Here is a 25174-nt window from a genome sequence, read left to right as displayed (position 1 = left end):
GGCGGACACTTCATGTAGTAGCCTTCCGCAAGCGCGGCGGCAGCAGTAACGAATACTCGGCCGCCCGGCCTTTTGGAGATGAAAGTTGCAGACAACGGTAGAGCCCATTCGCGATACGAATGATCCGGTACAATCGCTCGAACTGTCGCTGGTCGTGCCCATTTTCAACGAAGAGGAAAGCGTCGGTCCGCTTGTCGAGCGTGTCGCGGCCGCGATGGCCGGCTACCCGCATCGCTGGGAGCTGATCCTCGTCGATGACGGCAGCACCGATGCGACGCTCGTCAACGCGCGCAAGTTTGTCGGACGCGAGGGGCTGGCGCTCAGAATCGTCGAGCTGCAGCGCAACTTCGGCCAGACCGCCGCCATGCAGGCCGGTATCGACACCGCGCGAGGCCGGCTGATCGCGACGATGGACGGCGACCTCCAGAACGATGCGAAGGACATTCCTTCGATGGTTGCCGAACTGGAACGGCGCGAACTCGACCTTTTGGTCGGCTGGCGCAAGAACCGTAAGGACGGTCTGTTCTTGCGCAAGATTCCGTCGTGGTGCGCCAATTACCTGATCGGCCGTATCACCGGCGTCAAGCTGCACGATTACGGCTGCAGCCTGAAGATCTACCGTGCCTCGATCATCAAGCAGGTGAAGCTGATGGGCGAAATGCACCGCTTCATCCCGGCCTGGGTCGCCGGTGTCGTCCCGAGCTCGCGCATCGGCGAGATGGCCGTCACCCATCATGCCCGCGAGCACGGTGTTTCGAAATACGGCATTTCGCGCACCTTCCGCGTCATCCTCGACCTGCTGTCGGTGATGTTCTTCATGCGCTACAAGGCACGGCCCGGGCATTTCTTCGGCTCTCTGGGTCTTGGCCTCGGCGCGGTCGCCATGCTGATCCTGCTCTATCTCGGCTTCGACAAGTTCATCCTGGGCAACGATATCGGAACGCGACCGATGCTGATGGTCGGCGTCGTGCTGCTGCTGTCGTCGGTGCAGATGATCACCACCGGCATTCTGGCTGAGATGATTGCGCGCACCTATTATCGCGACGACGCCTCTCCGAACTACATCGTGCGACAGATCTTCGACGATCACAGCCAAGCCTAAGCCGGCAGCCCGATGCTGGAGCGCGCAACGAGGACGATCAAGACCGCGGGCCTGCTGCTTGCAGCCTATTTCGTGCTCAACATCGTGCTTCGCATCGTGCTTCCGCATTCGCTGGAGCTCGACGAGGCCGAGCAATCCTTCTTCTCGCAATATCTGCTGGCCGGCTACGGCCCGCAGCCGCCCTTCTACAACTGGATGCAATATGCCGTCGTTTCGGTGACGGGCATGTCGATCGGCGCGCTTATTGTCCCGAAGAACATCCTCTTGTTCCTATCCTATCTCTTCTATGGCCTTGCCGGGCGGCGCGTGCTGAAGGACCAGGCGCTTGCCGCCGTCGCCATGCTGGCGCTGATCACCCTGCCCCAGGTCTCCTACATGGCCCAGCAGGATCTCACCCACACGACGGCGCTGCTCTTTGCCAGTTCGCTGTTTCTCTACGGCTTCTTCCGCACGCTCGACCGACCCGATATCGGCAGCTATCTCGTGCTCGGGCTGGCGACCGGCATCGGACTGATCTCGAAGTATAATTTCGCGCTGATGCCCGTCGCCGCCTTGATCGCCATCCTGCCCGATGCCGAATGGCGGCGCAGGGCGCTCGACTGGCGCATGCTGGCCGCAGTCGCCGTTGCGCTCGTCATCGTCCTGCCGCACGCGATCTGGCTGCAGGGCAATCTGGCATTCGCCTCCTCCGACACTCTGGTCAAGATGGCCGCCGGCAGCGAACCGGCCGGCATTGTACGGATCGGCAAAGGCCTTCTCGCCTTTCTCGTCGCCATCATCGCCTTTGCGGCGCTGCCGGTCGCAATCTTCGCCGTCACCTTCCGCCGGGATTTCGTCTGGGCGCTTTCGGCCGGAAACCGCTGGACCGGGATGATGGAGCGGATGATGCTCGCAAGTCTTGCCGGCATCGCTTTGATCGTGCTGTTCACCGGCTCAACCACCGTGCGCGAACGCTGGCTCGACCCGTTCCTGCTGGTGCTGCCGCTCTATTTCCTGGCGAAGATGCAGGCTGCCGACCTCGACCTTTCCGCCGGGCTGCGCCGCTTCCGGCCGGTGCTGCCGGTGCTGATGGCCTGCGTGCTGATCGCGCTCGGTTTCCGTGTCGTCGGCGCCGGGCTGATCGGCATCTACAGCAGGCCGAATGTGCCGATGGCGGGTTTTTCGCGCGATATGACGCGACAGGCTGAACCGGCGCTGGTGATCGCTTCCGATCCCTATATCGGCGGCAACATGCGGCTGCAGCTTCCCGACGTCCCGGTGGTGATCCCGGATTTTCCGGCACCGGGCATTCCGGCCTATGCCGAGGCCAAGGGGCCGGTGCTGATCGTCTGGCGCGGCAAGAAGACGGCGACGGCTGCGGATGCCGTCATGCCGGAGCGGTTTTCATCGGCGCTGATGGCGGCGGGCATCGCACCGCAGGAGATCGGCTCGCTGTCGCTTCCCTATTATTTCGGCCGACCGGGCGACAATTTCGCGCTCGGTTATGGCTGGGTTCGGCCGGAGACCAGATAGGATGACCGAAACCAATCGTCGCGACATCAGTTGGATTTTCGCCCTGCTGGCCGCCTATTTCATGCTTCAGGTCGGCGTACGGCTCGCAACCTCGCATTCGCTCGATCTCGACGAGGCCGAACAGGTCTTCCGGTCGCAATGGCTTGCCGCCGGCTACGGCCCGCAGCCGCCCTTCTACAATTGGCTGCAATACACCGTCTTCCAATTGACAGGCGTCTCGCTTGCCGCCCTTTCGGTGGTCAAGAATCTTCTGCTGTTCATCTCCTACCTGCTCTACGGCCTGACAGCGCGGCTTATCCTGCGCGACAAGGCGCTGGTGGCGATCGCCACGCTCGGCCTGCTCACCATCCCGCAGATGGTTTTCGAGATGCAGCGCGACCTGACGCATACGGTTGCCGTGTTCTTCTCGGCGAGCATCTTCTTCTACGGCTTCATCCGCAGCCTGAAACAGCCTAGTCTTGCCTCCTATCTGATAGCAGGCGTCGGCATCGGTTTCGGCCTGCTTGCCAAATATAATTTTGCGATCCTGCCGGCGGCAGCCCTCATCGCCGCACTGGCGGATGCGCGTCTGCGGCCGCGGATCTTCGATAGGCGGCTGGTACTGACGGCGGTGGTGGCGCTCATCATCATCCTGCCACATCTCTTCTGGCTGAAGGACAATCTCGATTTCGCCACAGCACGCACCCTGGAGAAGATGACCGCCAGCGGCCATGCGAGCTATCCCGCGCAGGTGGCGATGGGCGTCAGCTCGCTCGCCCTCGCCGTCATCAGCTTTGCCGGATTGACCGTGGCGATATTCGCGATCATCTTCGGCAAAAGCCTTCGTCCGGCGCTCGGCTCCGGCTCGCAATGGACGCAGTTGCTCGAGCGGATGATGCTGGTCTTCCTCATCGGCATTCTGCTTCTGATCGTCTTCGGGGGTGCTGCCGGCATCAAGGATCGCTGGCTGGTGCCGATGCTCTTCATCTTGCCGCTCTATGTCTGCCTGAAGATCGAGGCCGCAGGTGTCACGACCGCCAAGGCATTCCGGCGTTTCATGGCTGTCGTCGCCATCATCATGATCGGCGTACCGGCGGCCCTTTACGGCAGCGTCGCGGCCGCACGTTTCACCGGCCATTACGAGCGGCTGAACAGGCCTTATGCCCCGATGCTGGAAACCCTGCGCCAGCAGGCCGAACCGGCGGCGATCCTTGCCGGCGACAGTCTGCTCGCCGGCAATCTCAGGCAGGATATTCCCGGCGTGCCGGTCCTCTCGGTGGATTATCCCGGTTTCAGCCCGGATCTCTCCGGCCGGCGACCGCTTCTCCTGGTGTGGCTCCTCCCCAAGGACGGCAGCGAAGCACTGCCGCCTGATATGGCGCAATGGCTACAGACCAATCTTGGCGCATCCACGCCTGAGGCATTGGTGATCGACAAGCCCTATTTCTATCAGCGCGGCGACGACCGCTATCGTTTCGGTTATGCCTGGGTCAACCAGCCGGGCTGAACGAAATCAGGATTTTGACCCTTTTCTATCACGCCGATATTGCACGCTTGATCACTGTCAAATGGCAGCAAATGCAAGCCAAAAACACGGATATGAAAAGGAAGGTCCCAAGCGGTTGGGATAGCGGCAGGAACGACCAGTCGCCTCGTTGAAATTGAGGCAGCGCAAACTCGGAAAGGCCGGCTTGCGCAACGGCTCCCCGCCCCATAGGCAGACCGGTCGCGATCAGCGCGATATGGGCATGGATGAAGCCTGAACGGGGGTGTCTTTGTGGCTGCATGGCCACTCTGACCCCGAAAATCGATGCAAGCATCAACAGGACCGTGGCGCTCCAAATTCCAATGCCGGGTACCGCCAAAAGCAGATAGATGGGCTCGCGCATGACCGGAAGTATTGTCATGTAAAGCCACCAGGCGGAGGCACTTGAGGGGTGGCTTTCCAGGAGCGGTATGCTGAGTACGAAGATCGATGCTATCGCGTAAGCCAGCGATGGCCCAAGTCGCATCAGCGTGAAAATCGCGATCCACATGCGGCGTTCCATCCGTTGACCTGACGAGCAGGATAGGCGACGTCGATTTGATTTCTACTCAGGAGTCACGAGGCAGATGATGCCTACCTTGGATAGTAGGCATTTTTATCACACTGTCGCATTCCGGCGAAGACCGCCTCTCTCGCTTTTTTGTGAGTATATGCTTAAATTCTTGAGTTGTTAGCTTTTTTTCACGATGATCTCGGGTGAACACATCCGAGTCTTAGGTAAGAATGTCTGATGGGGATCAAATTGCCAATGTTGCAGATCAGAGTTGGAACGAAATGCATCGCGCTTTTGATAGCGACCGGAGCGATCTTAGCTGGTTGCCAGTCATCCAGCGATGGTCTGGCTGCTTATGGCGATAGTGCAAAGACCCTCGAGGATGACTCAGCCGTCGCCTTCTATAAGAACGACGAGTTGATAACCACCGGCAAACTGCAGTTTCAGGAAAAGAACTACGGAAAATCTTACGCCATTTACAAGCGAGCAGTTGACGTTTTTCCGCAGGATCCGGCCGCTTGGCTAGGCTTGGCAGCCTCCGCCGACATGGTTGCCCGCTTCGACACCTCCGACCGCGCCTACCAGCAACTCTCGCGCATGATCGGCAACACCCCGGTCTACTACAACAATATTGGATATTCTCACCTTTTACGCGGCGATTTGCGCACTGCCAGAGGGTATTTCCTGAAAGCCTATGAGCTTGATCCCGGAAACGAAGTCACAGCCCGTAATCTCGAGTTGATGAAGAACAGCGTCAATTACGCTCAGCGGTGATCGGCCCTTCGGCGATCGGCAATCTGTGTAGAGATGAGAGCGCCCTTGCCGCGTTGCGAGCATCGGCGCGGCGCCCCTGGCAGCGTCCGGCGATTACCTTAAAACTGTCGCGCAAAACTGTGCGGCGGTTTGCGGCAGGGAGATCATGTAAAAGCAAAGATCTGAAGCACGTCACATGAAGCACGTCTGATGCCACGTGCTTTGCAGGTGAAGCCTTTATCTACCGTGCCTTGCGAAGGATGAGCTGGCCTTCCGGCGAGAGTGTTCGTTCGTAACGCGGCAGGTCGCTGACGGCAATGCCCCCGGCTGCGATCGACGCAAGACTGCTATCCGGCATCAGAGTCTCCGCCGGCGCAGCACGGGGTGCGAAAAATTGTGCCGGTTCCTTGCCGGGCGCGCTCAGGACCAAAGCGGAACCCATGCGAAGACCGTCTGTGTCGTTGTGCCGTTCGTTGACCACGGCTTTTTGCAGCTCATCCATCCCCTGGCGGATCAGCGCGACGTCGTCGGCCTTGGCATTGTCGTCGATCTTGCGCGACTGCTTTTCCATCTGTCCTTTCAGGCCGTCGATGGACCTTTTCAGCGCGGCGATGGTCTCGCGGCTCTCGCGAACATCCGCCGAGTTTTTGGCGGTATAGATGAGAACGCCGGCATTCACCGGCAGGAGCATCAGGAGCAAACCGATGAGCAGCGGGCTTTTTGAGCCCCTCTGCTCTACTGTTCGCAAATTGCCTGGTTTTGGGCGTTCTGCTTCGACCTCGATACTCGGAATGCTGGTCATTCGTTTACTCCCCCGTAAGTCATCAAATCTACCTGGCCGCGATCGGCGGCAAGTGCGCAATCATTCCGACGTAAAGACACCTTCCCACGCCCGTTCGAGCATATCGAGCGACGCGTTTCCTGCTATGCCGTTGAACTCGCAGTAAGAACCGACGAAATCCAGAAGATATTTCGGATGATAGCAAGACGCCAGCACATCGCCCTTGTACTTGCGATCGTAGAACAGGTTCAGGTCTGGATCACAGACAGCCAATCCGGTGCTGCTGGCATAGGATTTGAAAATTCTGATATATTCGTCGCGCGACGGCGTGTTCACAAAGATCTTGTACTTGAGTCGCCGCAAGCCCGCCTCGTCGGAAAGGTCCTTCGGTGCGATATTCGTCGAAAACACCACCAGCTCGTCAAAGGGAACCCTGAACTTCTTGCCGGTGTGCAGCGTCAGGAAGTCATATCCGCGCTCGAGCGGCACAATCCAGCGATTGATGAGCGCCTGCGGCGCCACTTGTTGGCGTCCGAAGTCGTCGATGATGAAAACACCTCCGGACGCCTTTAAGTGTATGGGCGCTTCATAGACATTCGGTCCTTCGTTGAAGGTGAGATCGAGCTGATCGAGGGTCAATTCCCCGCCCGTCTTGATCACCGGACGGCGGCATTCGATCCATCGTTGATCCGCTTTCGGATGAGATTCCGTGTCAGCCTGCGATACGGGGTGATGCACCGCTTCGTCATAGAAACTGATGACATGGCCGCCGACCTCGATGGCATAGGGCACCCAGATCGTTTGGCGAAACAGTTGCGACGTCCGCTCGGCGATGCTCGTTTTTCCGTTGCCGGGGGGGCCGTAAAGCAGGATAGAGCGACCGGAGTTGATGGCCGGGCCGAGCTTTTCGACCAGGGCGTCTGAGAGCACCAGCCCGTCAAGGCTGTCGTTCAGCCGCTCCGGGGTCACGCGCTCGTAATGGATGGACTGCAAACCGACTTGCCGGCAGAACGCGTCGAGCGACACCGGCGCCGACCCGACATATTGGCTTTGACGCGACGCCGCGTGGGCATATTCGAGCCCCTTCATGGAAAGAGCATATCGAATATCGGATCGCACATCCTCACCAGCCAAGCCGCGAGCTTCAAGGTATGCGAGTTTCACGAGCTCCTTGATCAGGATATTGACGATCACTTTCGGCAATTTCATGCGGTCAGCCAGATGAGATACCGTGGTCGTATCCTGCTCGGCCGCGCATTTTGCCGCCAGCCGAAGCAGGAACGACGGATCCAGTCCGGCTTGTTCTATGCTTGCCGGTGCCATGGGCATACGCGGATCGAGGGTAATGATGGCCTCGTTACGATTCTGTTCGAGCGAATACTGCATACGACCTCGCTTGGCTCAACCGCCGGGTTTCATGCCGATGAGAAGACTGACGACACGCATAACAACGGGTACAAGAACGATGACCAGGCTTACCGGAAAAAGGAATGCGCCGAGCGGCAGCAGCATTTTGACCGGCAGGGCGTTTGCCTTTTCCTCCGCGCGAACAACACGGAGGTCGCGCATTTCCTTGCAGTAGACCCGCAACGTCTGCGTTACGCTAGTCCCGAGTTCCTCCGATTGGCGGAACAGAACGGAAAGGGCCCTGGCCTCGTCGATCCTCAGGCGGACGGCAAGATTGGCGAGCGCCTCACGCAATCGCCGGCCGCCTCGCACTTCCAGCATCATGATCGAGAGATGCAGGCCGAAGTCCTGCTGCTTGGCAACGAATTCCCGGGCAACGCGGTTCGCCGCCGCCTCGATGCTCATCCCCGCATCAAGGCAGACGATCAGCATATCCATGAAATCGGGAAAGAGGCGGCGGTACTCCCTCTCTTTGGCGGCACCACGCCGGTCAATATAGATGTTGACCAGAATAAAGGTCGCGCCCGCAGCAAACATGCCAAGGATGAGCATCACTATCTGCGACATATCAGGCGCGAACCGGTTTAGGGCCCAGACCGCTGCGACGAGCATGCTGATACAGACCACCGCGCGAACCACCTGGAAGGTGGTCACGGCGCCGGCAGCGAAATACCCCGCCCGGATCAGCCGGTTCTGGGTGGAGTTCACATTGGTGTCACGTCGCGTAATCTCAAAATAGCGACGGATCAGGCGGTTTTCCGCCTCGCCGAGATCGGCAATCGTCGTATCGCCAAGGTGGAACTCGTCGCCTGATGCCACCGAGCTCTTCGACACCCGGACCGAGACCTCGCGCTGTCGAAAAAACAATTCCGATGCTGCTGCGGAAAAGATCAGCACTGCAAAGAAGACGATGAGGTAAATTCCATACTCACTCGACATGACTCAGTACTCGAAGTTGACCATCTTGTAGAGAATGACATTCCCGATCGCCATGACGGCCAGCAGCACGCTCACCACCATGGTTCCGTGGCCGCTATCCCAGAGGGGATCGAAGTAGGTCGGCGACAACGCCTTGATCATCGCGTAGAGCAGAAACGGATAGGCCGACATGAAGATCGCCGTGATGCGTCCTTCCGACGAAATCGCCTTGACCTTTGCCTTCAGCATCATCCGGTCACGCAGCGTCTTCGAAAGGTTCTGCAGGATCTCCACGAGGTTTCCACCGGTTCCGGCCTGCACGCTTAGCGATATCGCAAGCAGGTTCAGATCCTCGACGCCGACCCGGTTCGCCAAGTTGACAAGGGCATCGTCCAACGTCACGCCGTAGGTGAGCTCATCCGAGAGGAGGCCGAACTCGGTGCCGATCGGATCAGGCATCTCGCGTGCCACCAAAGAAATCGCCGCCGGCAGCGGGTGGCCGGCGGCCAAGCTGCGATTGGCGACATCGAGCGCTTCAGGAAGCTTCAGTTCGAATTTCCGCATGCGGCGCGCCCGGGTGCGCCAGACGACGAGTACAGGGATGAGGAGGCAGATCAGGAGGAAGACGGGGATCCGAAACAGAGGGCTTGGCACGAGGAATCCCACGGCCAACCACGTCAAAAGGGCGCCCGCGATCGCGAAGAGAGCAAATCGCCTGGCATCGAACTTGATTCCGGACTGGGCGTAGAACTGCAGCAGCCGCTGCGTGATGGGGGTTTGCCGCCAACCGCCGCCGGCACCGCGCTCCTTCAGCATATCGCTATAGGTCTTGCGATGATCATCGCTGACCTCGAGCAAGCTCAGCCGATGGTTCACGGCCCGGTGTCGTTCGGAGCTCTTGAAGTAGCTGCGCATGATCGCTTCGACAGCAACAAGGGCGGCGGTGAAAACGGCGGCGTAAAGGAGCGTCAGGGTCATTGAACAGGTCCTGTCTGCAGCGGTTTGCCGGGATCAAAAATCGTCAAAGGGATCTCGATCCCGAGTTCGGCAAATTCCTCGACGAACCGCGGCCGGATGCCGGTGGCGCGGAATTCTCCATGGATCCGTCCGCCTTCGTCGGTGCCGATCTTCTTGAATTTCATGATCTCCTGCATCTGCACGACTTCGCCCTCCATGCCGGTGATCTCGGAAATCGAGACGATCTTGCGGCTGCCATCGCTCAGGCGCTGGACCTGCACGATCATGGTGATGGCGGACGAGATCTGCGAGCGAATGCTCAACTGCGACATCGGCATCCCTGCCATGCCGACCATCTGCTCAAGCCGACCGACGGCGTCGCGCGGCGTGTTGGCGTGAATGGTCGTCATCGACCCCTCGTGACCGGTATTCATCGCCTGCAGCATGTCGAACGCCTCGTCGCCGCGTACTTCGCCGACGATAATGCGGTCGGGACGCATGCGCAGGGCGTTTTTCAGAAGCTCGCGTTGCCGGATCTCGTTGCGCCCGTCGAGCGTCGGCGGCCGGGTTTCCAGACGCCCGACATGTGGCTGCTGCAGTTGAAGCTCGGCCGCATCCTCGATGGTGATCAGGCGCTCCTTTGGAGAAATCTGCGACGAGAGCGCGTTCAGCAAGGTGGTCTTGCCAGAACCGGTGCCGCCTGAAATGACCATGGACACCTTGCCCTTGACCGCGGCGCTGAGCAGGACGCGCATCGCATCGGCCATAGCGCCATATTGCACGAGGCGCTCCATTGTCAGCGGCTTGCGCGTGAATTTGCGAATGGAAACGAGCGGTCCATCGACAGAGATCGGCCGGATGGCGACGTTGACACGCGAGCCATCCTTGAGGCGGGCGTCAACCATCGGCGTTGACTCGTCGACACGGCGGCCGACCGCCGAGACGATCTTGTTGATCACCCGAAGCAGGTGGTCCTCGTCTTTGAATCGCACGGCAGTGCCTTCGAGCTTGCCGCTCCGCTCGACATAGACGCTGTTGTAGCCGTTGATGAGAATATCTGCGATTGTATCATCGGCCAGCAGCGGCTCGATCGGTCCCAGCCCCAGCATCTCGTCGGTGATATCGCGGATCAGATCATTGATTTCCTTGGCATTCAGCGGAAAGTTGTTGTTCCGGATATAGTCCTTGACCAACGGTCGGATCTCGGTGGCGATCTCCTCGTTGTCGAGTGTGTCGAGGATCCCGAGGTTGATGCGATCGAGCAGGTAGCGGTGCAGATTGACCCGCTCGGAAACCATGTCCGGCCCCAGCGAAGCCTCTTCGCCGCTCGCAGTGGCGCTGTTGGAGGCCGGTTGGGCAGGCATGTTCTCAACGGCGCCGACCAAAGACAGTTCGGCCGCCTCCAGATCTTCGCGGCTTTCCGGCTCCCGCTGCTTATAGAAACGCCCGATGATACCGTTCGCCATGTTTCCCATCCCCGAACTCTTATTTTACAATGACCGTGGAACCGACTTTCACCCTCGCATAGAGATCGATGACGTCGGCATTGCTCATGCGAAAACAGCCCGATGACGCGAAACCGCCGACCGTCGACTGCTCGTTCGTTCCATGAATGCGATAGAGCGTGTCGGTCCCGCCCTTGTAGAGATAGATCCCGCGGGCACCCAATGGATTGAGCGGCCCAGCCGGCACAAGGTCCGGAAGTCCGGCCGCGCGCGCCTTCATCTCGGCAGGCGGGCGCCAGTCAGGCCACTCTGCCTTGCGTCCAACCTTGACGGTACCGCTCCAGCGAAATCCGTCTCGTCCGACTCCGATTTTGTAACGGATCGCGCGTCCTTCGGAGATGACGAGATCCAGCGTACGATTGCCGCTGACGATGACGATCGTCCCCGCCGCGTAGCTTTTTTCGATCGTCACCACGGCGCTTGTCGTCGGCCCAAGGCTTCGCGGCACAAGCCCGCCTGCCGCGGCGTCGCCGACAGCGGCCAGAATTGCCAAAACTGCAAGGCCGACGATCGCCTTCATCGCACCAGTGCTCCAAGCTTACCGACCGCGCCGCAGAAGCGCGCCCGGGAATTCACTTGAAATGGCAGCACACCGCGGTTGACTGCCTCGCTCAGAGTATCCCAGTCATCCGCAATGACATGCGTCGGGATCTCCTTGAAGATCTTCTCCGTTTGTTGTCGGCGCAGGCCGAGGCCGAAAAGCTTGCTGCGGTATTTGTTGATGACGATGAATATCTGATCCGAACTACCGCGCAGCCGTACCAGATTGGCAAACAAATCCTTGGCTTGAGAAAGCGCAGGGACCGTCATTTCAGTGACGATGCAGATGCTGTTGACCGACGTCAGCACCTCGTATTTCCACGGCGTGTCGTAATAGGGAACGTCGATGATCGTGTGGTCGCTCTCGAAGGCGGCCACGTCGAGCATACGCAGCACGAGTTCACGGCCCTTTGGCGCCAGAAGGACTGATGGCTGCTTGAAGGACAGCAGTGAAAAGCCGCCCGAATGACGCTTTCGGACCAGATCGATGAATTCCAGATCGACCCGGGAAGGATTGGCGATGACCGGCTTCAAGTCGTAGTCGTTGACAAGGTTGAGATAATAGCCAAGCGCTCCGGAGCAAAAATCCGTGTCGAACAAGTCGATCCGCGGCGTGGAATTCTTGGTCGGCTGGGCCAGCACATGCGCAAGCGACGAAGCAATCATGCTGGCGCCCGCGCCACCGACGGCCGAGACCACGGCATGCACCCGGCTGTCGCTGGCCCCGGTGCCCGGCGCGTGGGTCGAAATCATGTCGATCAGTGCGCGGCGATCGAGCGGCTTCTTCAGCCAGTCATTGCCGTTTAGGCGGAAGAGCAGCCGCAGCATGTCGTCCGCCAGGTCTTCGGAAACGACGACGAGCGGAATGTCCCGATAGCTCGTGCGAAACGCGAAAAGCTCCGGCTGGTGCAGCAATGTCCCGTTGTCGACGTCGAGAACGATCAGGTCGAATTGCGTCGGATCGAAGCGGCCCTTTTCTCCGAGCGCCTTCAGCGAGAGATGGCGGACATCGTAACGCGAAAGCGACCCGAACGTATCGAGCATGAAGCTCGCAGCAGCCGCGTCGTCGGACAGAACCAGGATCTTGGTGGATGCGGCAATGTTCATGTGAGCTGTCATTTCGCTTTCCTACGCATAATTTAAGGAGTCAGCAGGTTGAGCACGTCTTTAGATCTTCCGTCGTGATCGTCACCGGGTGGGCCGGGACGGTGATGTCGTTCAGTCCCAGCAGGCCGCCGAGGATCGGCAGATCGAAGGTGATATCGCGCACCTCCAGCCGCATCGTCAGCACGGGCCCGTCCGGCCGGCCCCAATAGCCGAGCCCCGATCGCTGGTAGGTGACCATCAGCTTATCCGGCGTGATGCGCCAATTGAGGTCGCAAATGCCGGGGTGAGGATCAGTTCCCGCGTTGCAAACGCCGTCGCTTCCCAGGACGATCCGGTTCAATGCCGCCGTGCAGTTCGCCAGAGCCGGCCCGCAGGTCGAGGATATCGTGGCATCGTTCGGCGCCGCTTTGCCGTTGTTGAGTGGATCGGCAGCTTCAATCGGGAAAACGGCATTGAAATTCGTCGTCACCGGATCGGATACGGCCGCCAGACGGGCACCATATTGCAGTGCCTTGACGGTCTGGTTCCACTGCGACATGGCATAGCCGAACTCGATGAAGGCGGCGAATACCAGCATGACGATCGGAAAGGTCAGCAATGCTTCGACAAGGCTGGCGCCGCTGCTATCCTGCCAGAAGGTCTTGATCGCCCTAGAGGTCACCATCCGATGTACCTCTCTTCATGGAATGAGCTGATCGTGATGGCGTCGATTCCGAGAAAGCCGAACACCGGCGAGGTCTCGTAGAGATGAGCAGTGGAAATGGTGATGTTCCCGTCTGCATCGGGTGCAGTGATGGTGATGTCGGCAGCGTCCTTCCAGCCGGGGACGCGGGGTATGGCGCCTGCCGCAGGTGTTTGCGTTCCGTAAAAGGCGATCGTCTTCGCAGTCGCCTGATTGCATGTCGGCACATAGGTTCCCGACACCGGCCGGCATCGCGAAAGGTACCGCCCCGCATCGCGCAAGCCTGCGTCGATCTGCATCCGCTCCCAGAAGATGCTGCCAAACTCCAGTATCCCCGCCGCAAAGAGCGTCACAAAGGGGATGGCGAGTAGCGCTTCGGCAAGCACCGCGCCTTCCTCCCGCCGCCAGAAGCCGAGGCAAAGCCGATGCCGGATAAAGTTGCGGAGCGCCATCATCTGACCAGCTCCGCTTCTTCCCGCAGGAATTCGTCGAGCGTACCGCGACCACCCTTGCCGGTGATGTCGATCATCTCCAGGGAAAGGTATCGTTCGCCGCCATCCTTTATCGCCGGCTTGGTCAGAAACATGCGCGCGAAGGCCACGGCGCGCGTGGCCTTGTGGCCGTTCAAATGGCCGACCGAGGCTTCATAGCCGCAATTGACGATGGCTGAGAAGATCTCGCGGCGATCACCGTATTCGGCCGCCGTATAGTTCGAAAGGTCCGGGCCGGTATAGCACTGGCCGCCGGTTGCCGGTGTCCCGGTCTCACCATTGGCCGAGGCATGGTTGATGAGAGACGGGTTTGCCAGCTCGTAACGATAAACATCGTAAGCGGAGGGTTGACTTGGCGTTCCGGTCGGCGCCGGATAACTGGAGTGGCTGCCGAGGACCGTGCTCACCGAGGGCGCGGCCGTTCCCTGCGCGACATTCCAATATGTCATGTACTGCCAATTGTTGCTGCTGCTGATCTTGCCGCCGGCAAGCGAGGTCATGGACGCTCCGTAGCCGAGCGGCAAAGCCTTGGTGGCATCGCCGACAACGGCTCCGACCGTGACCGGATCATAAGTATCGCAGCCCTTCTTTCCCTTGCCGCTGATCGACTGAGCGGAGCGCACGTTTTGGGCGGGTCGGTAACGATAGTCGCCGTTCGCCTTGTTGAACGACGAGGAGTAAAAACCGAAGCGCGTATTGACGCCGTCCTCGACTGGCCCCGCCTTTGCGCCGGTCTCCGTATCGAGGCTGTCCTGCGTGTAGCAGGTACCGGGATTGCCGGTGGCGAGAGCCTCCGCCAGCACGGACGCACCATTGCCCAAGGGGGTCCGCAGGAACCCGAAATTGCCGGGACCGGGATTGGACGCCGAGGTGCTGTGAAGCTCGATCTGTCGCCCGTAGAGATTGCCGGCCGCAAAATTGGTGTGCAGGGCCGCGGCTGCAACTTCGCTGGCGCTTTCACTCGTGTTGCCCGCCGGCTCGAACGGATTGCAGATAAAGATCGGCGTCACGTCGCAGGCGCTGGCGTGGTATACCGCCACGGCGTCGGCGGCGATATTGATCGTACTGCGGGTGAAGCCAACCGGGATCGGAAAGATCGTCTGCATCGCCTGCGGCTTGGCGATGACCCAGGCGTAGGACGCTTCGCTGGCCGTTGTCGTTTCCATCGAAGACGGGATGGGCGTATCGTCATTGGCCGGGATGCTCTTCAGAAAAAGCACGGTGACCGTGCTCCCGGCATCATTGCCGGCGTCATAGGCCACGGTAATATGCGAGCCAAGCGACATGCCGGCCCCGCCCCCGGAAAAAGCCGCGCTATTGGCGATTTTCTCGATCGCCGTCTGCGCCCTCGAAATGGCATCATCGCGGCCATCGAGTTCGCGGGCTCCGGCCAGCGCCATCGCATCGACCGCGTTCTGGAGATCGGTGTGCAGGTTGCTGCTGCGGCCGACATCGATGATCAGCAGCGAAAAGCCGAGAAGCATCGGCATGGCGATGAGCGTCAAGGCGATGACATAGCCACGATGATCGTTCCAGAACCGTCTGATAACCCTGCTCAGCATTGGCATACCCCCATCGCGGCGCTATCGCCGTGACGACCCTGTTTGGTGCATTTCCCCTTCCGGCGCGCTGCCGCCGTTCATGCCTTTCGAACAGCTACTGGCTGACGGTGGCCCCACTGGACGCCCCGTTGGCCTCCATCGCCGGCGACGGCTGAATAACGCCCACCCCGCCGTTCTGATACTGAGTGACCGCCCTGCGGATTACCTTGCCGTCGCTTGCGATACGGGTTCGCTGAGCTTCCGGCGGGAACGGGTCCTCGATATGGATGGCCTTGTTTGCCTCCATGGCGTTGCCGGCTCCGAAGGTGATCGTATCGCGATGGTTCATGTAGTCGGCACAGCCGGAAGCGAGGCCGGCGGCTGCAAGGACGAGAAGGACGCGTTTAGCGTTTTGTAGCAACGGCTTGGACTCCCTGGTTCAGGTCGAGACGATGGCCATAGGGCCCAGTCACGCCTACGCCATTGCGAAAGCGTCGGAGCATGTCCTTGTCGACTTCCAGGACACCGAGCGCAAAAAGCTCGACGTCGTTGGACGAACGCGTCTGGTCGAGCGGACTGTAGAGGTCCTCGCCCGGGCGAGCCGGTCGCACTATGTGCGGGGTGACGACGATGACGAGGTCGGATTCCTTCTTCTGGAAACTCGTCGAACGGAACAGTGCGCCGAGGATCGGTATCTTCCCGAGGCCCGGCAGTTGCTGGATGTCTTTGGCATTGATCGACTGCAGCAGGCCCGCCATGGCAAAGCTCTGGCCATCGCGAAGCGCTACCGTGGTGCTCGCAGCACGCGAGATGAAACCTGGATTGCCGTTGACGTTGATCGACGGATCAAGCTCGGAAACCTCCGGCTCGATCTCCAGATTGATGACGCCGTCGTCAAGCACCACCGGCTTGAAGGTCAGCCGCACACCGAAGGGGCGATAGTCCGTCTCGGTGGCGACTGTCGTGCCGTTGTTCGTCGTCTTCAGGATCGGCACTTCACCGCCGGCATGGAAGCTGGCGGTCGAGCCGCTCATGGCGATGAGGTTCGGCTGAGCCAGGCGACGCACCAATCCCTTCTGCTCGAGCGCATTGATGACCACGTCGATGCGGCCGCCGGAGATTTCCAGCACCTTGGCGATCAACTGGCCGAAGGGCAGCATACCCGTTGCCGCACCCTTGGGATCAAGGAGGCTACGGGCCAGGTTGCCGTTATCGTCCACGGTGATACCCTGGCTGGTCGTTGCCTTGCCGATGCCGTTGTTGCCATGCCCGGACCAACCGATCCCAAGATCACGACCCGTCTGACGCGAGGCTTCGATGACACGGACCTCCAGCATCACCTGCTGGCTGTCGCTGACGCGCAACTGGTTCAGCACCGGCTGCTCGGAATAGGACTGGGCGATTTCCATCACCCGCTGCAATTCGATGCCGTCGCGGACGATGCCTGTCAGGCGAATACGATCGTTGGAGTTGACCACTCTGACCCGGGCCGAGGGTGCGGCAGAGCGAATGGCGGCGGCGACTTCGGTGAAATCGCTGGCAACGCGGATGTCGATGACGCCGAGAAGCGATTTGTCGTCGCCATAGACCGAGATATTGGTGGCGCCGGTCTTTTTGCCGCGAATGAACAGCGATCGATCGGAAAGCGGCACCACGTCGATCATATCGGCGCTACCGATGACGAGATCACCGAAGGGCTGGCCGGTATTGAGCGTCAGCGTCTCGTTCGGAGGCAACGTCACATGCTGGACCGATTTGCCGAGGGTGACCGACTTTTCCTGTGCGTTGGCGCAGCCGGCAAATCCGGGCCCCAAACACACACAGGCCGAAAACACTGCCGCAAGTGCCGCAAGGCTTTTGGTCCTTGCGATTCGTCTCTTGTCGTTCGCCATGCCTGCTTTAGCCCCCCCCTCATTCGGCTAGCCGCGCCGCGGCAGGCCGCATAAACATCACTGGATCAGGCCGACTCGATGCTCCTCGCGCTTCGTCGTGTTCCAGACCCCCACTGTCACCCACTTCGGCTCGACCGACAACACCGGTTCGACCTTTGGCTCCACAATCTGCACTTGTTTTTCAGCTTCTGGCAACTTATTCTTTTCCAGATCATTGCCGAGTTCCGTCGCCATCGCCCCGCCACCCAGGTCGGCGACGGTGATCGGTCGGGTTTGCTCGACAGAGGAAGAGGCAATATTGCGAAGCGCCAGCGAGAGCGTGCCGATACTGGAGCCGAGGGTAAGGCGCTGCGCCTCATCGGTCGTGACCTCAAAGGTCACGGTTTTCACGACGGATGGCTCGTCCTTGCGCTCGTCTGCCGTCTGGTCCACCGCCAGCACCTTGACGCCTTGCAGCAACACGTCGACGAAGGTCTGATCGTTGCCGGCCGGCCCGCGCACGACTCGCGTCAGAAGTACGTCGACGCGATCGGAAGGCCTGACGAAGCCGGCAACGCCGAGCACGTCGTTGACGCGGATGGAAACCGCCTTCATGCCCTGATCGAGGGCCGCCGACAGCGTGGCGCGTTCGCCGGTGCCAGTGATTTTCGAGGATAGCACCGGCTCGCCGGGGTCGATCGCCGCCATGGCATAGCGGGGCTGGGCATCGTTGCCGACGACCGTCTCGATGCTGACGAACGAGCCTGCGGGTGTTTCATTCGAGGGCCACGGAATGGCCCTGAGATTTTCGGATCGGATCCGGTCGCCGAAGCGCATTGGCTTGGCGGCGACAACGAGTGTCCGTTCCTCGGCCTTGATGCCGTTCATCGCCAGCAGCCGGGCCTTCTGATCGGAGAGATACTCGCGCATGCCGAAAACTGCTGCCGCTGCGAGAACAAACGCAATAACGAGACTTAAAATCGTTGAAGAACGCATCACGGTTACTCGCTACACTGGACGGAACGCATCCATTCATTAATTCTAATTTAGAAGAGAGGGGTTAACAAAAACCCCTCGCTTCTTCGAACGCCAATATCAGGCAGCTGGGGCAGCCGGGGAGCTCAGGTTGGTCGTAAACCACCCTGCCCAGCCGTTCCAAACGGTAGACAGATTGGTGCCGGCCAATGTCACCGCCCCGATCACGCCGCCAACCAGCAAGGCGAGCAGAATGAGGTATTCCGTGAGTGCGACGCCGTCTTCTTCCCGCGCGAAAGCGCGTACGCTATTTACAAAGGCTTTCATCGAGAATTTCCTCCCAGATAAGTTGTGCGCCGTAACTTCCCCCGGCCACCTTGTCGTCGAGACCGCCCCTTCGACTGGGAATATTAATAATCTCTTAAGACTAATTTAGTCAATTGTTTTATACGTGAACGTTCGGCATCTATACTTTATGGTTAAGACCAAAGTCCGGCCGCATTCGCAAAAACTGACCCACTCGTCTGGATTTATTGGAACGGAACTTAAAGATCCGACTATAGTAGCCCAAAAGGTTGAATACCATGCTGCAAGTAATCGATGTCATTAGTTCGCTTTCGGTATTTCTTTTTCTCTACGCCGCCTGGACCGATTTCCGCACATGGAAGATCCCCAACACGATAGTGCTCGCGCTTGTTGTACTTTATGCATTGCGCACGGTGGCCGTGATACTTGGCTCACAGGACGTCGGCGCCGCGCTATTTGCTTCGAGCGGAATTGGCGGCGACGTCGGGGCCGGCCTGCTGATGTTCATGCTGGGGGTGATGCTCTGGGCGTTCCGGCTGTTTGGCGCAGGAGACGCCAAGCTTTTCCTGCCGATCGGCCTTTTTATCGGATGGCACGGAATGCTGCCGTTTTCGTTTTTGCTCCTCGTCCTCGGCATCGTGACGCTCCTGGTCCTGCGGCTGCCGGTGCCGCTGCCCGTCGCACATCTCGCCTTTTTCATGCGCGTGGAGGAAATCCGGGCGAGCCGGAAGGTGCCCTATGGCGTCGTCATGGTTTTCGCCGCGCTCCTCACCTTGGCTCTGCCCATTATCCGACAGCAGCTGCGGTGACCTGGCATCGGCATAGCCGCTTCCTCGCAAGCGCCCCATCGCCAAAGCAGGATGTTGCGCGCCGCCAGCCATGGTTCAATGCTGTAGGCAATCTCGGCGTAGCCGCACCTGAGCCCTCAGTGGTCGACTTGCCCCATTTCCATGGGCGTGGCGGCGGCAGCTACCGTTTCGGTTATGCCTGGGTCAACCAGCCGGGCTGAACGGCATCAGGATTTCAGTTCCTTCCAGGCCGCGTCCAGCGCCAGCTTGGTAATCCTTGCCATCTCATCCACCTCCGCATGGCTGATGACGAGCGGCGGCGAGGCCAGCATGCGGTCGCCGGTGGCGCGCAGCACGAGGCCGTTCGCCAGCGCGTGGTTGCGCACCAGCGCACCGACCTGATCGGGCTTGACATAACGGGTGCGAGTGCTTTTCTCGGCGGCAAGCTGCAGGCCGCCCATCAGGCCGATGCTGACGGCTTCTCCGACGAGATCATGTTCGGCGAGCGCTGCCCAGGCCTTGCCGAAATAGGGGCCGATATCGTCGCGCACGCGTTCGACCAGTCTCTCCTCCTCGATGATACGCAGGTTTTCGAGTGCGGCGGCCGCACAGACCGGATGTCCGGAATAGGTGAAGCCGTGATTGAACTCGCCAACCTCGTTGATCAGCACATCGGCGATGCGGTCGCTGACGAGCACGCCGCCGATCGGCAGATAGCCGGAGGAAAGTCCCTTGGCGATCGGCGCGAGATCCGGCTCGACGCCGAAATGCTGATGGCCGAACCAGGAACCCAAGCGACCGAAACCGCAGATCACTTCGTCGGTCACGAGCAGGATATTGCGTGCCTTGCAGATCCGGTCGATCTCCGGCCAGTAGGTCTCGGGAGGGATAATGACGCCGGCAGCGCCCTGCACCGGCTCGGCGACGAAGGCTGCGACATTCTCCTCGCCCAGCTCGTCGATCTTCGCTTCGAGCTCGCGCGCGACTTTGAGACCGAATTCGGCGGGCGAGAGATCGCCGCCCTCACCGTACCAGTAGGGCTGGCCGATATGGACGATGCCTGATATCGGCAGGTCGCCCTGTTCGTGCATGTATTTCATGCCGCCGAGGCTGGCGCCGGCGACGGTCGAGCCATGATAGCCGTTTTTCCGCGCGATCACGATCTTCTTCGACGGTTTGCCGACCGCACTCCAATACACTCGGGCCATGCGGAACCATGTGTCGTTCGCTTCCGAGCCGGAGCCGGTGAAGAAGATATGGTTGAAACGTACGCCGGCATGAGAGGTGACTTTCTCGGCAAGCAGCGCGGTCGGCGTCGAGGTCGTGCCGAAGAAGGTGTTGTAATAGGGCAGCTCGTTCATCTGCCTGGCGACGGCGTCAGTGATCTCCCGGCGGCCATAGCCGATATTGACGCACCAGAGGCCGGCGAAGCCGTCGAGATATTTCCTGCCGTGATTGTCGAAGATGTGGACGCCCTCGCCGCGCTGGATGATGCGCGTGCCTTCGGCATTCAGCTTCTTCATGTCGGCGAAGGGATGCAGGTGGTGCGCGGCGTCGATCGCCGCAAGGTTCGAGGGCGGGTAGGTAACGGGCATGGTGGTAAAGACCCTCGCGGATTGAAAGGCTGATGTCGATGGGTTAGGAGCTTGGCCTTGTCCCGGAGGATTTTCAAGGTCATGGCGAGCGACAGGATGGACGGCAAGACCGATGGCGGCGACCCGCGTTTCGAGATCCTGATCGTCGGCATGAACGGCGACCTGCGCGGCAAGCAGCTTCCGCTGGGCGCCGAAGGCAAGGTCTGGGCCGGAGACATCCGCCTGCCGACCTCGACGCAATCGCTCGACATCTGGGGCGACGACAATGACGACATCACCGGCCTGTCGCTGACGATCGGCGATCCCGACGGCATGCTCGTTGCCGACCGGCGCAGCCTGGCGCCGATGCCCTGGGCGCCCGAAGGCTCGATGCAGGTGCTCGCCAGCATGCACGAATTCGACGGCAGCCCGAGCTTCATGGACCCGCGCGCCATCCTCGCCTCGGTGCTGGAGCGCTATGCCTCGCGCGGCCTGACGCCAGTGGTGGCAACCGAGCTGGAATTTTACGTGATGGCGGGAGACTGGCGCGAGACCGGACGCCCCTCCCCGCCCGAAAGCCTCACCTATCGCGGTGAGCCGAACGGCTTCCAGCTTTACGACATGAGCGCCGTCGACGCGCTCGACGGCTATCTCAAAACGCTGAGGGCCTATGCGAGGGCGCAGGGGCTGCCGGCGGATGCGACGACGGCGGAGTTCGGCCCGGGCCAGTTCGAGGTCAACCTGCTGCACCGCCCCGATGCGCTGGCAGCCGCCGACGATTGCCTCTATCTCAAGCGCATCGCCGAGCAGGCGGCGCGCCGGCACGGGCTGAAATCGACCTGCATGGCCAAGCCCTATTCCGAACATGCCGGCTCCGGCCTGCATGTGCATGCGAGCATCATCGACAGCCAAGGCCGCAACATCCTCGATGCCGAAGGCGGCGAGCCGAAGCGGCTCAAATCGGTGACGGCAGGCCTGCTTAACACCATGCGCGAGGCGCAGCTGATCTTCGCGCCCTTCGCCAATTCCTACCGTCGGTTCCAGCCGGGCTCGTTCGCACCGGTCGATCTGACCTGGGGCAGCGGCCATCGCGGCACGGCGATCCGCATACCCGACAAGGACGGGCCGGCTGCACGCATCGAACATCGCGTCGCCGGCGCCGACGCCAATCCCTATCTGCTGCTCGCGGCGATCCTTGGCGGCATGCTCACCGGTCTCGACGACGAACTCGACCCCGGCGAAGAGACGACGCCGTCGCACATGCCGGCGAATACGGCACGGCTGACGCATGATTTCCTGAGCGCCGTCGAAAGCTTCCGCACCTCGCCCTTCATCGCCGATATCTTCGGCGCCCGGTATCAGGCGCTCTATGGCGACACCAAGCGCAAGGAAGCGCTGGCGCATCTGCGCACCGTCTCGGATTTCGACTATCGCACCTACCTGCCGCGGCTCTGAAATCTACGCGGCCGCCGACTTACGCGGCGGGCTCGCGGCGTTCGCTGGCGTGCACCTGCGCCGCAAGACCCTGCTTGACGAGAACCTTCAATTCGCCCGGATGCAGCCGGATCGAGACATCGCGTTCGAGTGGCAGCAACTCACCGTCCATGACGCAATTGGCCTTGAAGCGCAGTTTCGGGAAATGCAGGTGCACTTCGGCCGGGTGCATCACCATGACGTCGGCATTCTCGCGGAACTTGCCGCGCAGCATATCGATGGCGAGACGGGCGACACCCAGAGGCTTCAGCGGATTTGCCGTGTAGAAGCCGAGTTCGCCGCTTGTGAGATTATCGGCATAGAGCAGCGCATTCTCGCCGAAGGGGTTGTTGGAGACTGAAATCGCCGACACCCTGCGACGCTCCCTCATGCCGGCCGCCTCGAAATCGACCTCGAATTCCGGCGGATTGAACACGACGCCCAAGGCCGCCTTCGTGCTCGCCCGGATCTTGCCGAGCCGCGAGCGATAGCTGTAAGCGTTGCGGTAGCGCACCATGCGGGCATGCAGGCCGGCGGAAAACTGGTGGATGAAGGGCCGGCCGTTGGCGCTGGCGATATCGACATTGTCGATCTCGCCGGTGGCGAGCACATCGAGCGCCTGCCAGATGTCGAGAGGCACACGCAACGAGCGGGCAAAGAGGTTCATCGTGCCCGCAGGCACGACACCGAGCGCAATGCCGTTTTTCCAGGCGATCGAGGCCGCCGCCGAAATCGTGCCATCGCCGCCGCCGGCGACGATCCCGTCGATATCGTCGCGCTTGGCCGCTCGCTCCATGGCGGGAATGATTTCCTTTCCGGAGAAGACGATAGCATCGAAATCGTGCCCCGCTTCGCGGAAAGCCGCCTCTGCCCTCTTTTCGTAGGCCAGCATGTCGGTGGTCTTGAAGGTACCGCCGTCGCGATTGAAAAAGCCTACAAGCTTCATAAGGGCTCCAGTCCCTGGCGTGGAGATAATCCTGCCTTTGTCCATCAGATGGTTGCGATCATGGCGATTTCAAGCGCCACCGCTTCCCCGCAGAAATGACAGAAATGCAAAATTTGCAATAGACGTATGCACATAGCAGGACGCTGCACTGCAAAAAATGCACTCGACGCCAGCCTGAACGTTAGGGATAGATGAAGTATCGGGGACATGGGTCTCCACCTCCCGCCATTTTACGATCGGCTCGCGGCCGCGCCTGCGCCAAGGGCCATTTCCAAGCAGAAACCGCCTCGAGGAGCTCTCGTGAGTGAGATTGCCGTCAATATTTCCGTCGATAGCCGGGATGAAGAGCTGCCGTCGTCAACGACAGTGGCGCTGGTGCAACTGGCGCTCGCCTGCGGCGGCTTCGGCATCGGCACCGGCGAGTTTGCGATCATGGGGCTGCTGCCCAATGTCGCCGAGACTTTCTCGGTCACCACACCGCAGGCCGGCTACGTCATCAGCGCCTATGCGCTCGGCGTCGTCGTCGGCGCGCCCGTCATCGCCGTGCTCGCCGCGAAGATGGCGCGCCGCACGCTGCTCCTGACGCTGATGCTGATCTTTGCCGCCGGCAATATATCAAGCGCCATGGCGCCGACCTTCGAGACCTTCACCCTGCTGCGTTTCATCAGCGGCCTGCCGCATGGCGCCTATTTCGGCGTCGCGGCTCTTGTGGCCGCCTCGATGGTGCCGGTGCACCGCCGCGCCCGTGCCGTCGGCCGCGTCATGCTCGGCCTGACGGTCGCTACCCTCCTCGGCACGCCGCTGACGACGTTCTTTGGCCAGTCGCTCGACTGGCAGGTGGCGTTTTTCTCGGTCGGCGTACTCGGCCTGCTCACCGTGGCGCTGATCTGGTTCTACGTTCCGAAGGACCAGGTTTCCGAGGAAGCGGGGTTCCTGCGCGAACTCGGCGCCTTCCGCCGGCCGCAAGTGTGGCTGACGCTCGGCATCGCCGCCGTCGGTTATGGCGGCATGTTCGCGATGTTCAGCTATATCGCCTCGACGACGACTGCAGTGGCGATGCTGCCGGAAAGTGCGGTCCCGATCATGCTTGTTCTCTTCGGCGTCGGCATGAACGCAGGCAATTTCATCGGCTCGTGGCTCGCCGACAAGTCGCTGCTCGGCACGATCGGCGGGTCGCTGGTCTATAACATCGTCGTGCTGACCATCTTTTCGCTGACCGCCGCCAACCCCTATATGCTCGGCCTTTGCGTCTTCCTCGTCGGCTGCGGTTTTGCCGCCGGCCCGGCGCTGCAGACGCGGCTGATGGATGTCGCCGCCGATGCGCAGACGCTTGCCGCCGCTTCCAACCATTCCGCCTTCAACATCGCCAATGCGATCGGCGCCTGGCTCGGCGGCCTCGTCATCGCCTGGGGTTACGGTTTTGCGGCAACCGGTTATGTCGGCGCAGCGCTCTCATTCCTCGGCCTCTTCGTGTTTGCAGCCTCGTTCCACCTCGAGCGCCGCAGCCGGAGCGCGCAGGCCGTCTGAGGCCATGCGCAACTCGCGGCCTTCCGGGCTGCAGAAGACATAATCATCGCCCCATGCTGCGAGCGCTCGAATGACCGGCTTCAGCGTCATGCCGAGCGGCGTCATTGCATATTCGACGCGCGGCGGCACCACCGGAAAAACGGTGCGCGACACCAGACCGGACTCTTCCAGTTCGCGCAGTTGCTTGGTCAGCATGCGCTGGGTCACGGCCGGCAGTTTGCGGCGCAGTTCGTTGAAACGCAGGGTTCCTTCCATCAGATGAAAGAGGATCACGCCCTTCCACTTGCCATCGAGGTAAGTCAGCGTCGCCTCGACCGGGCAACCGGGAAAGTTCTTGACGAGCTTGGCGCGCGGCAATGACATTTTACGGTATCCTTTTGGGTACTACGTACAGAATTTG

Annotated in this window: 25 protein-coding genes; 7 read left to right on the top strand and 18 right to left on the bottom strand. The window is 60.7% G+C overall.

The window, feature by feature from the left end; translation table 11 throughout:
- Window positions 1-85 precede the first annotated feature (85 nt).
- Genes NE851_RS17080 through NE851_RS17070 form a run of 3 tightly spaced genes read left to right on the top strand, consistent with a single transcriptional unit; the run spans window position 86 to window position 4100 of the window.
- Entirely contained in the window at window positions 86-1102 is a 1017-nt protein-coding gene (locus NE851_RS17080) for a glycosyltransferase family 2 protein (RefSeq protein WP_097623053.1), read from the top strand.
- Window positions 1103-1114: 12 nt separating this feature from the next.
- Window positions 1115-2614 carry a glycosyltransferase family 39 protein gene (locus NE851_RS17075; protein WP_097542948.1) on the top strand — a complete coding sequence of 500 codons (1500 nt, stop codon included), beginning with the start codon at window positions 1115-1117 and terminating at the stop codon, window positions 2612-2614.
- A gap of 1 nt (window position 2615) precedes the next feature.
- Window positions 2616-4100: an ArnT family glycosyltransferase gene (locus NE851_RS17070; protein ID WP_047616193.1), complete on the top strand. Its 1485-nt coding sequence runs from the start codon at window positions 2616-2618 to the stop codon at window positions 4098-4100.
- Window positions 4101-4128: 28 nt separating this feature from the next.
- Here the strand turns inward: NE851_RS17070 and NE851_RS17065 are convergent, their stop codons facing one another.
- The gene (locus NE851_RS17065) at window positions 4129-4629 is read right to left on the bottom strand and encodes a hypothetical protein (protein ID WP_047616602.1); all 501 of its coding nucleotides are present in this window, start codon (window positions 4627-4629) and stop codon (window positions 4129-4131) included.
- Window positions 4630-4887: 258 nt separating this feature from the next.
- Between NE851_RS17065 and NE851_RS17060 the strand changes: the two genes are divergently transcribed.
- Window positions 4888-5406: a tetratricopeptide repeat protein gene (locus NE851_RS17060; RefSeq protein ID WP_028758844.1), complete on the top strand. Its 519-nt coding sequence runs from the start codon at window positions 4888-4890 to the stop codon at window positions 5404-5406.
- A gap of 220 nt (window positions 5407-5626) precedes the next feature.
- Here the strand turns inward: NE851_RS17060 and NE851_RS17055 are convergent, their stop codons facing one another.
- The 14 genes from NE851_RS17055 to NE851_RS16990 all read right to left on the bottom strand — a co-directional run bounded on the left by NE851_RS17055 (window position 5627) and on the right by NE851_RS16990 (window position 18487).
- Entirely contained in the window at window positions 5627-6187 is a 561-nt protein-coding gene (locus NE851_RS17055) for a hypothetical protein (RefSeq protein ID WP_047616191.1), read from the bottom strand.
- A 60-nt stretch (window positions 6188-6247) separates the two neighbouring features.
- Entirely contained in the window at window positions 6248-7552 is a 1305-nt protein-coding gene (locus NE851_RS17050) for a DUF8689 domain-containing protein (protein WP_254961699.1), read from the bottom strand.
- A 15-nt stretch (window positions 7553-7567) separates the two neighbouring features.
- Window positions 7568-8512 carry a type II secretion system F family protein gene (locus NE851_RS17045; RefSeq protein ID WP_047616187.1) on the bottom strand — a complete coding sequence of 315 codons (945 nt, stop codon included), beginning with the start codon at window positions 8510-8512 and terminating at the stop codon, window positions 7568-7570.
- Window positions 8513-8515: 3 nt separating this feature from the next.
- Window positions 8516-9469, bottom strand: a complete 954-nt coding sequence (locus tag NE851_RS17040) for a type II secretion system F family protein (RefSeq protein ID WP_097623055.1) — start codon at window positions 9467-9469, stop codon at window positions 8516-8518.
- Complete coding sequence (locus NE851_RS17035) at window positions 9466-10914, bottom strand: TadA family conjugal transfer-associated ATPase (RefSeq protein ID WP_063474213.1); 1449 nt, start codon at window positions 10912-10914, stop codon at window positions 9466-9468. Before NE851_RS17035 ends, NE851_RS17040 begins: the two co-directional genes overlap by 4 nt.
- Before the next feature lie 19 nt (window positions 10915-10933).
- Entirely contained in the window at window positions 10934-11473 is a 540-nt protein-coding gene (locus NE851_RS17030; RefSeq protein ID WP_063474212.1) for a L,D-transpeptidase, read from the bottom strand.
- Window positions 11470-12612 carry a response regulator/pilus assembly protein gene (locus tag NE851_RS17025; RefSeq protein WP_063474211.1) on the bottom strand — a complete coding sequence of 381 codons (1143 nt, stop codon included), beginning with the start codon at window positions 12610-12612 and terminating at the stop codon, window positions 11470-11472. Before NE851_RS17025 ends, NE851_RS17030 begins: the two co-directional genes overlap by 4 nt.
- A 28-nt stretch (window positions 12613-12640) precedes the next feature.
- Entirely contained in the window at window positions 12641-13264 is a 624-nt protein-coding gene (locus tag NE851_RS17020; protein ID WP_063474210.1) for a TadE/TadG family type IV pilus assembly protein, read from the bottom strand.
- Window positions 13258-13737: a TadE/TadG family type IV pilus assembly protein gene (locus NE851_RS17015; RefSeq protein WP_063474209.1), complete on the bottom strand. Its 480-nt coding sequence runs from the start codon at window positions 13735-13737 to the stop codon at window positions 13258-13260. The genes NE851_RS17020 and NE851_RS17015 overlap by 7 nt, the downstream gene beginning before the upstream one ends.
- The gene (locus tag NE851_RS17010) at window positions 13734-15335 is read right to left on the bottom strand and encodes a TadE/TadG family type IV pilus assembly protein (protein WP_097623056.1); all 1602 of its coding nucleotides are present in this window, start codon (window positions 15333-15335) and stop codon (window positions 13734-13736) included. The genes NE851_RS17015 and NE851_RS17010 overlap by 4 nt, the downstream gene beginning before the upstream one ends.
- A gap of 94 nt (window positions 15336-15429) precedes the next feature.
- Complete coding sequence (locus NE851_RS17005; RefSeq protein ID WP_097623057.1) at window positions 15430-15735, bottom strand: hypothetical protein; 306 nt, start codon at window positions 15733-15735, stop codon at window positions 15430-15432.
- Entirely contained in the window at window positions 15719-17206 is a 1488-nt protein-coding gene (locus NE851_RS17000; protein WP_047616169.1) for a type II and III secretion system protein family protein, read from the bottom strand. Before NE851_RS17000 ends, NE851_RS17005 begins: the two co-directional genes overlap by 17 nt.
- A 57-nt stretch (window positions 17207-17263) precedes the next feature.
- A complete protein-coding gene (gene cpaB / locus NE851_RS16995) occupies window positions 17264-18181 on the bottom strand; it encodes a Flp pilus assembly protein CpaB (protein WP_097623058.1) in 918 nt (305 codons plus the stop codon).
- Window positions 18182-18280: 99 nt separating this feature from the next.
- Complete coding sequence (locus tag NE851_RS16990; protein ID WP_097623059.1) at window positions 18281-18487, bottom strand: Flp family type IVb pilin; 207 nt, start codon at window positions 18485-18487, stop codon at window positions 18281-18283.
- A 257-nt stretch (window positions 18488-18744) separates the two neighbouring features.
- Here NE851_RS16990 and NE851_RS16985 point away from each other — a divergent pair, with 257 nt between their 5' ends.
- Window positions 18745-19275, top strand: coding sequence for an A24 family peptidase (locus tag NE851_RS16985; RefSeq protein WP_047616164.1), 531 nt, complete (start codon window positions 18745-18747; stop codon window positions 19273-19275).
- A 206-nt stretch (window positions 19276-19481) separates the two neighbouring features.
- Here the strand turns inward: NE851_RS16985 and NE851_RS16980 are convergent, their stop codons facing one another.
- The gene (locus NE851_RS16980) at window positions 19482-20849 is read right to left on the bottom strand and encodes an aspartate aminotransferase family protein (RefSeq protein WP_097623060.1); all 1368 of its coding nucleotides are present in this window, start codon (window positions 20847-20849) and stop codon (window positions 19482-19484) included.
- 81 nt (window positions 20850-20930) lie between these two features.
- Between NE851_RS16980 and NE851_RS16975 the strand changes: the two genes are divergently transcribed.
- Window positions 20931-22283 carry a glutamine synthetase family protein gene (locus tag NE851_RS16975; RefSeq protein ID WP_097623061.1) on the top strand — a complete coding sequence of 451 codons (1353 nt, stop codon included), beginning with the start codon at window positions 20931-20933 and terminating at the stop codon, window positions 22281-22283.
- Window positions 22284-22302: 19 nt separating this feature from the next.
- On the opposite strand, the gene NE851_RS16970 is transcribed toward NE851_RS16975, so the two are convergent.
- Window positions 22303-23247, bottom strand: a complete 945-nt coding sequence (locus NE851_RS16970; RefSeq protein WP_047616159.1) for a diacylglycerol/lipid kinase family protein — start codon at window positions 23245-23247, stop codon at window positions 22303-22305.
- A gap of 300 nt (window positions 23248-23547) precedes the next feature.
- On the opposite strand from NE851_RS16970, the gene NE851_RS16965 reads away from it, so the two are divergent.
- A complete protein-coding gene (locus NE851_RS16965) occupies window positions 23548-24774 on the top strand; it encodes an MFS transporter (protein WP_097623062.1) in 1227 nt (408 codons plus the stop codon).
- Here NE851_RS16965 and NE851_RS16960 read toward each other — a convergent pair.
- Window positions 24700-25137 carry a winged helix-turn-helix transcriptional regulator gene (locus NE851_RS16960; protein WP_097542936.1) on the bottom strand — a complete coding sequence of 146 codons (438 nt, stop codon included), beginning with the start codon at window positions 25135-25137 and terminating at the stop codon, window positions 24700-24702. The genes NE851_RS16965 and NE851_RS16960 overlap by 75 nt on opposite strands.
- Window positions 25138-25174 lie beyond the last annotated feature (37 nt).

Origin of the sequence: Rhizobium anhuiense bv. trifolii (assembly GCF_024346605.1) — a bacterium.
GTDB lineage: Bacteria > Pseudomonadota > Alphaproteobacteria > Rhizobiales > Rhizobiaceae > Rhizobium > Rhizobium anhuiense.
Note: the sequence above shows the minus strand (reverse complement) of the source record. Positions and strands in the feature narration are given on the sequence as shown.

Coding starts and splice junctions, on each gene's coding strand:
- NE851_RS17030 (WP_063474212.1), bottom strand. CDS start 11,473: ATGAAGGCGATCGTCGGCCTTGCAGTTTTGGCAATTCTGGCCGCTGTC.
- NE851_RS17045 (WP_047616187.1), bottom strand. CDS start 8,512: ATGTCGAGTGAGTATGGAATTTACCTCATCGTCTTCTTTGCAGTGCTG.
- NE851_RS17025 (WP_063474211.1), bottom strand. CDS start 12,612: ATGACAGCTCACATGAACATTGCCGCATCCACCAAGATCCTGGTTCTG.
- NE851_RS16990 (WP_097623059.1), bottom strand. CDS start 18,487: ATGAAAGCCTTTGTAAATAGCGTACGCGCTTTCGCGCGGGAAGAAGAC.
- NE851_RS17000 (WP_047616169.1), bottom strand. CDS start 17,206: ATGGCGAACGACAAGAGACGAATCGCAAGGACCAAAAGCCTTGCGGCA.
- NE851_RS17055 (WP_047616191.1), bottom strand. CDS start 6,187: ATGACCAGCATTCCGAGTATCGAGGTCGAAGCAGAACGCCCAAAACCA.
- NE851_RS17060 (WP_028758844.1), top strand. CDS start 4,888: ATGTTGCAGATCAGAGTTGGAACGAAATGCATCGCGCTTTTGATAGCG.
- NE851_RS17040 (WP_097623055.1), bottom strand. CDS start 9,469: ATGACCCTGACGCTCCTTTACGCCGCCGTTTTCACCGCCGCCCTTGTT.
- NE851_RS17010 (WP_097623056.1), bottom strand. CDS start 15,335: ATGCTGAGCAGGGTTATCAGACGGTTCTGGAACGATCATCGTGGCTAT.
- NE851_RS16975 (WP_097623061.1), top strand. CDS start 20,931: ATGGCGAGCGACAGGATGGACGGCAAGACCGATGGCGGCGACCCGCGT.
- NE851_RS17020 (WP_063474210.1), bottom strand. CDS start 13,264: ATGGTGACCTCTAGGGCGATCAAGACCTTCTGGCAGGATAGCAGCGGC.
- NE851_RS17075 (WP_097542948.1), top strand. CDS start 1,115: ATGCTGGAGCGCGCAACGAGGACGATCAAGACCGCGGGCCTGCTGCTT.
- NE851_RS17035 (WP_063474213.1), bottom strand. CDS start 10,914: ATGGCGAACGGTATCATCGGGCGTTTCTATAAGCAGCGGGAGCCGGAA.
- NE851_RS16980 (WP_097623060.1), bottom strand. CDS start 20,849: ATGCCCGTTACCTACCCGCCCTCGAACCTTGCGGCGATCGACGCCGCG.
- NE851_RS17070 (WP_047616193.1), top strand. CDS start 2,616: ATGACCGAAACCAATCGTCGCGACATCAGTTGGATTTTCGCCCTGCTG.
- NE851_RS17015 (WP_063474209.1), bottom strand. CDS start 13,737: ATGATGGCGCTCCGCAACTTTATCCGGCATCGGCTTTGCCTCGGCTTC.
- NE851_RS16960 (WP_097542936.1), bottom strand. CDS start 25,137: ATGTCATTGCCGCGCGCCAAGCTCGTCAAGAACTTTCCCGGTTGCCCG.
- NE851_RS16985 (WP_047616164.1), top strand. CDS start 18,745: ATGCTGCAAGTAATCGATGTCATTAGTTCGCTTTCGGTATTTCTTTTT.
- NE851_RS16970 (WP_047616159.1), bottom strand. CDS start 23,247: ATGAAGCTTGTAGGCTTTTTCAATCGCGACGGCGGTACCTTCAAGACC.
- NE851_RS17050 (WP_254961699.1), bottom strand. CDS start 7,552: ATGCAGTATTCGCTCGAACAGAATCGTAACGAGGCCATCATTACCCTC.
- NE851_RS17065 (WP_047616602.1), bottom strand. CDS start 4,629: ATGTGGATCGCGATTTTCACGCTGATGCGACTTGGGCCATCGCTGGCT.
- cpaB (WP_097623058.1), bottom strand. CDS start 18,181: ATGCGTTCTTCAACGATTTTAAGTCTCGTTATTGCGTTTGTTCTCGCA.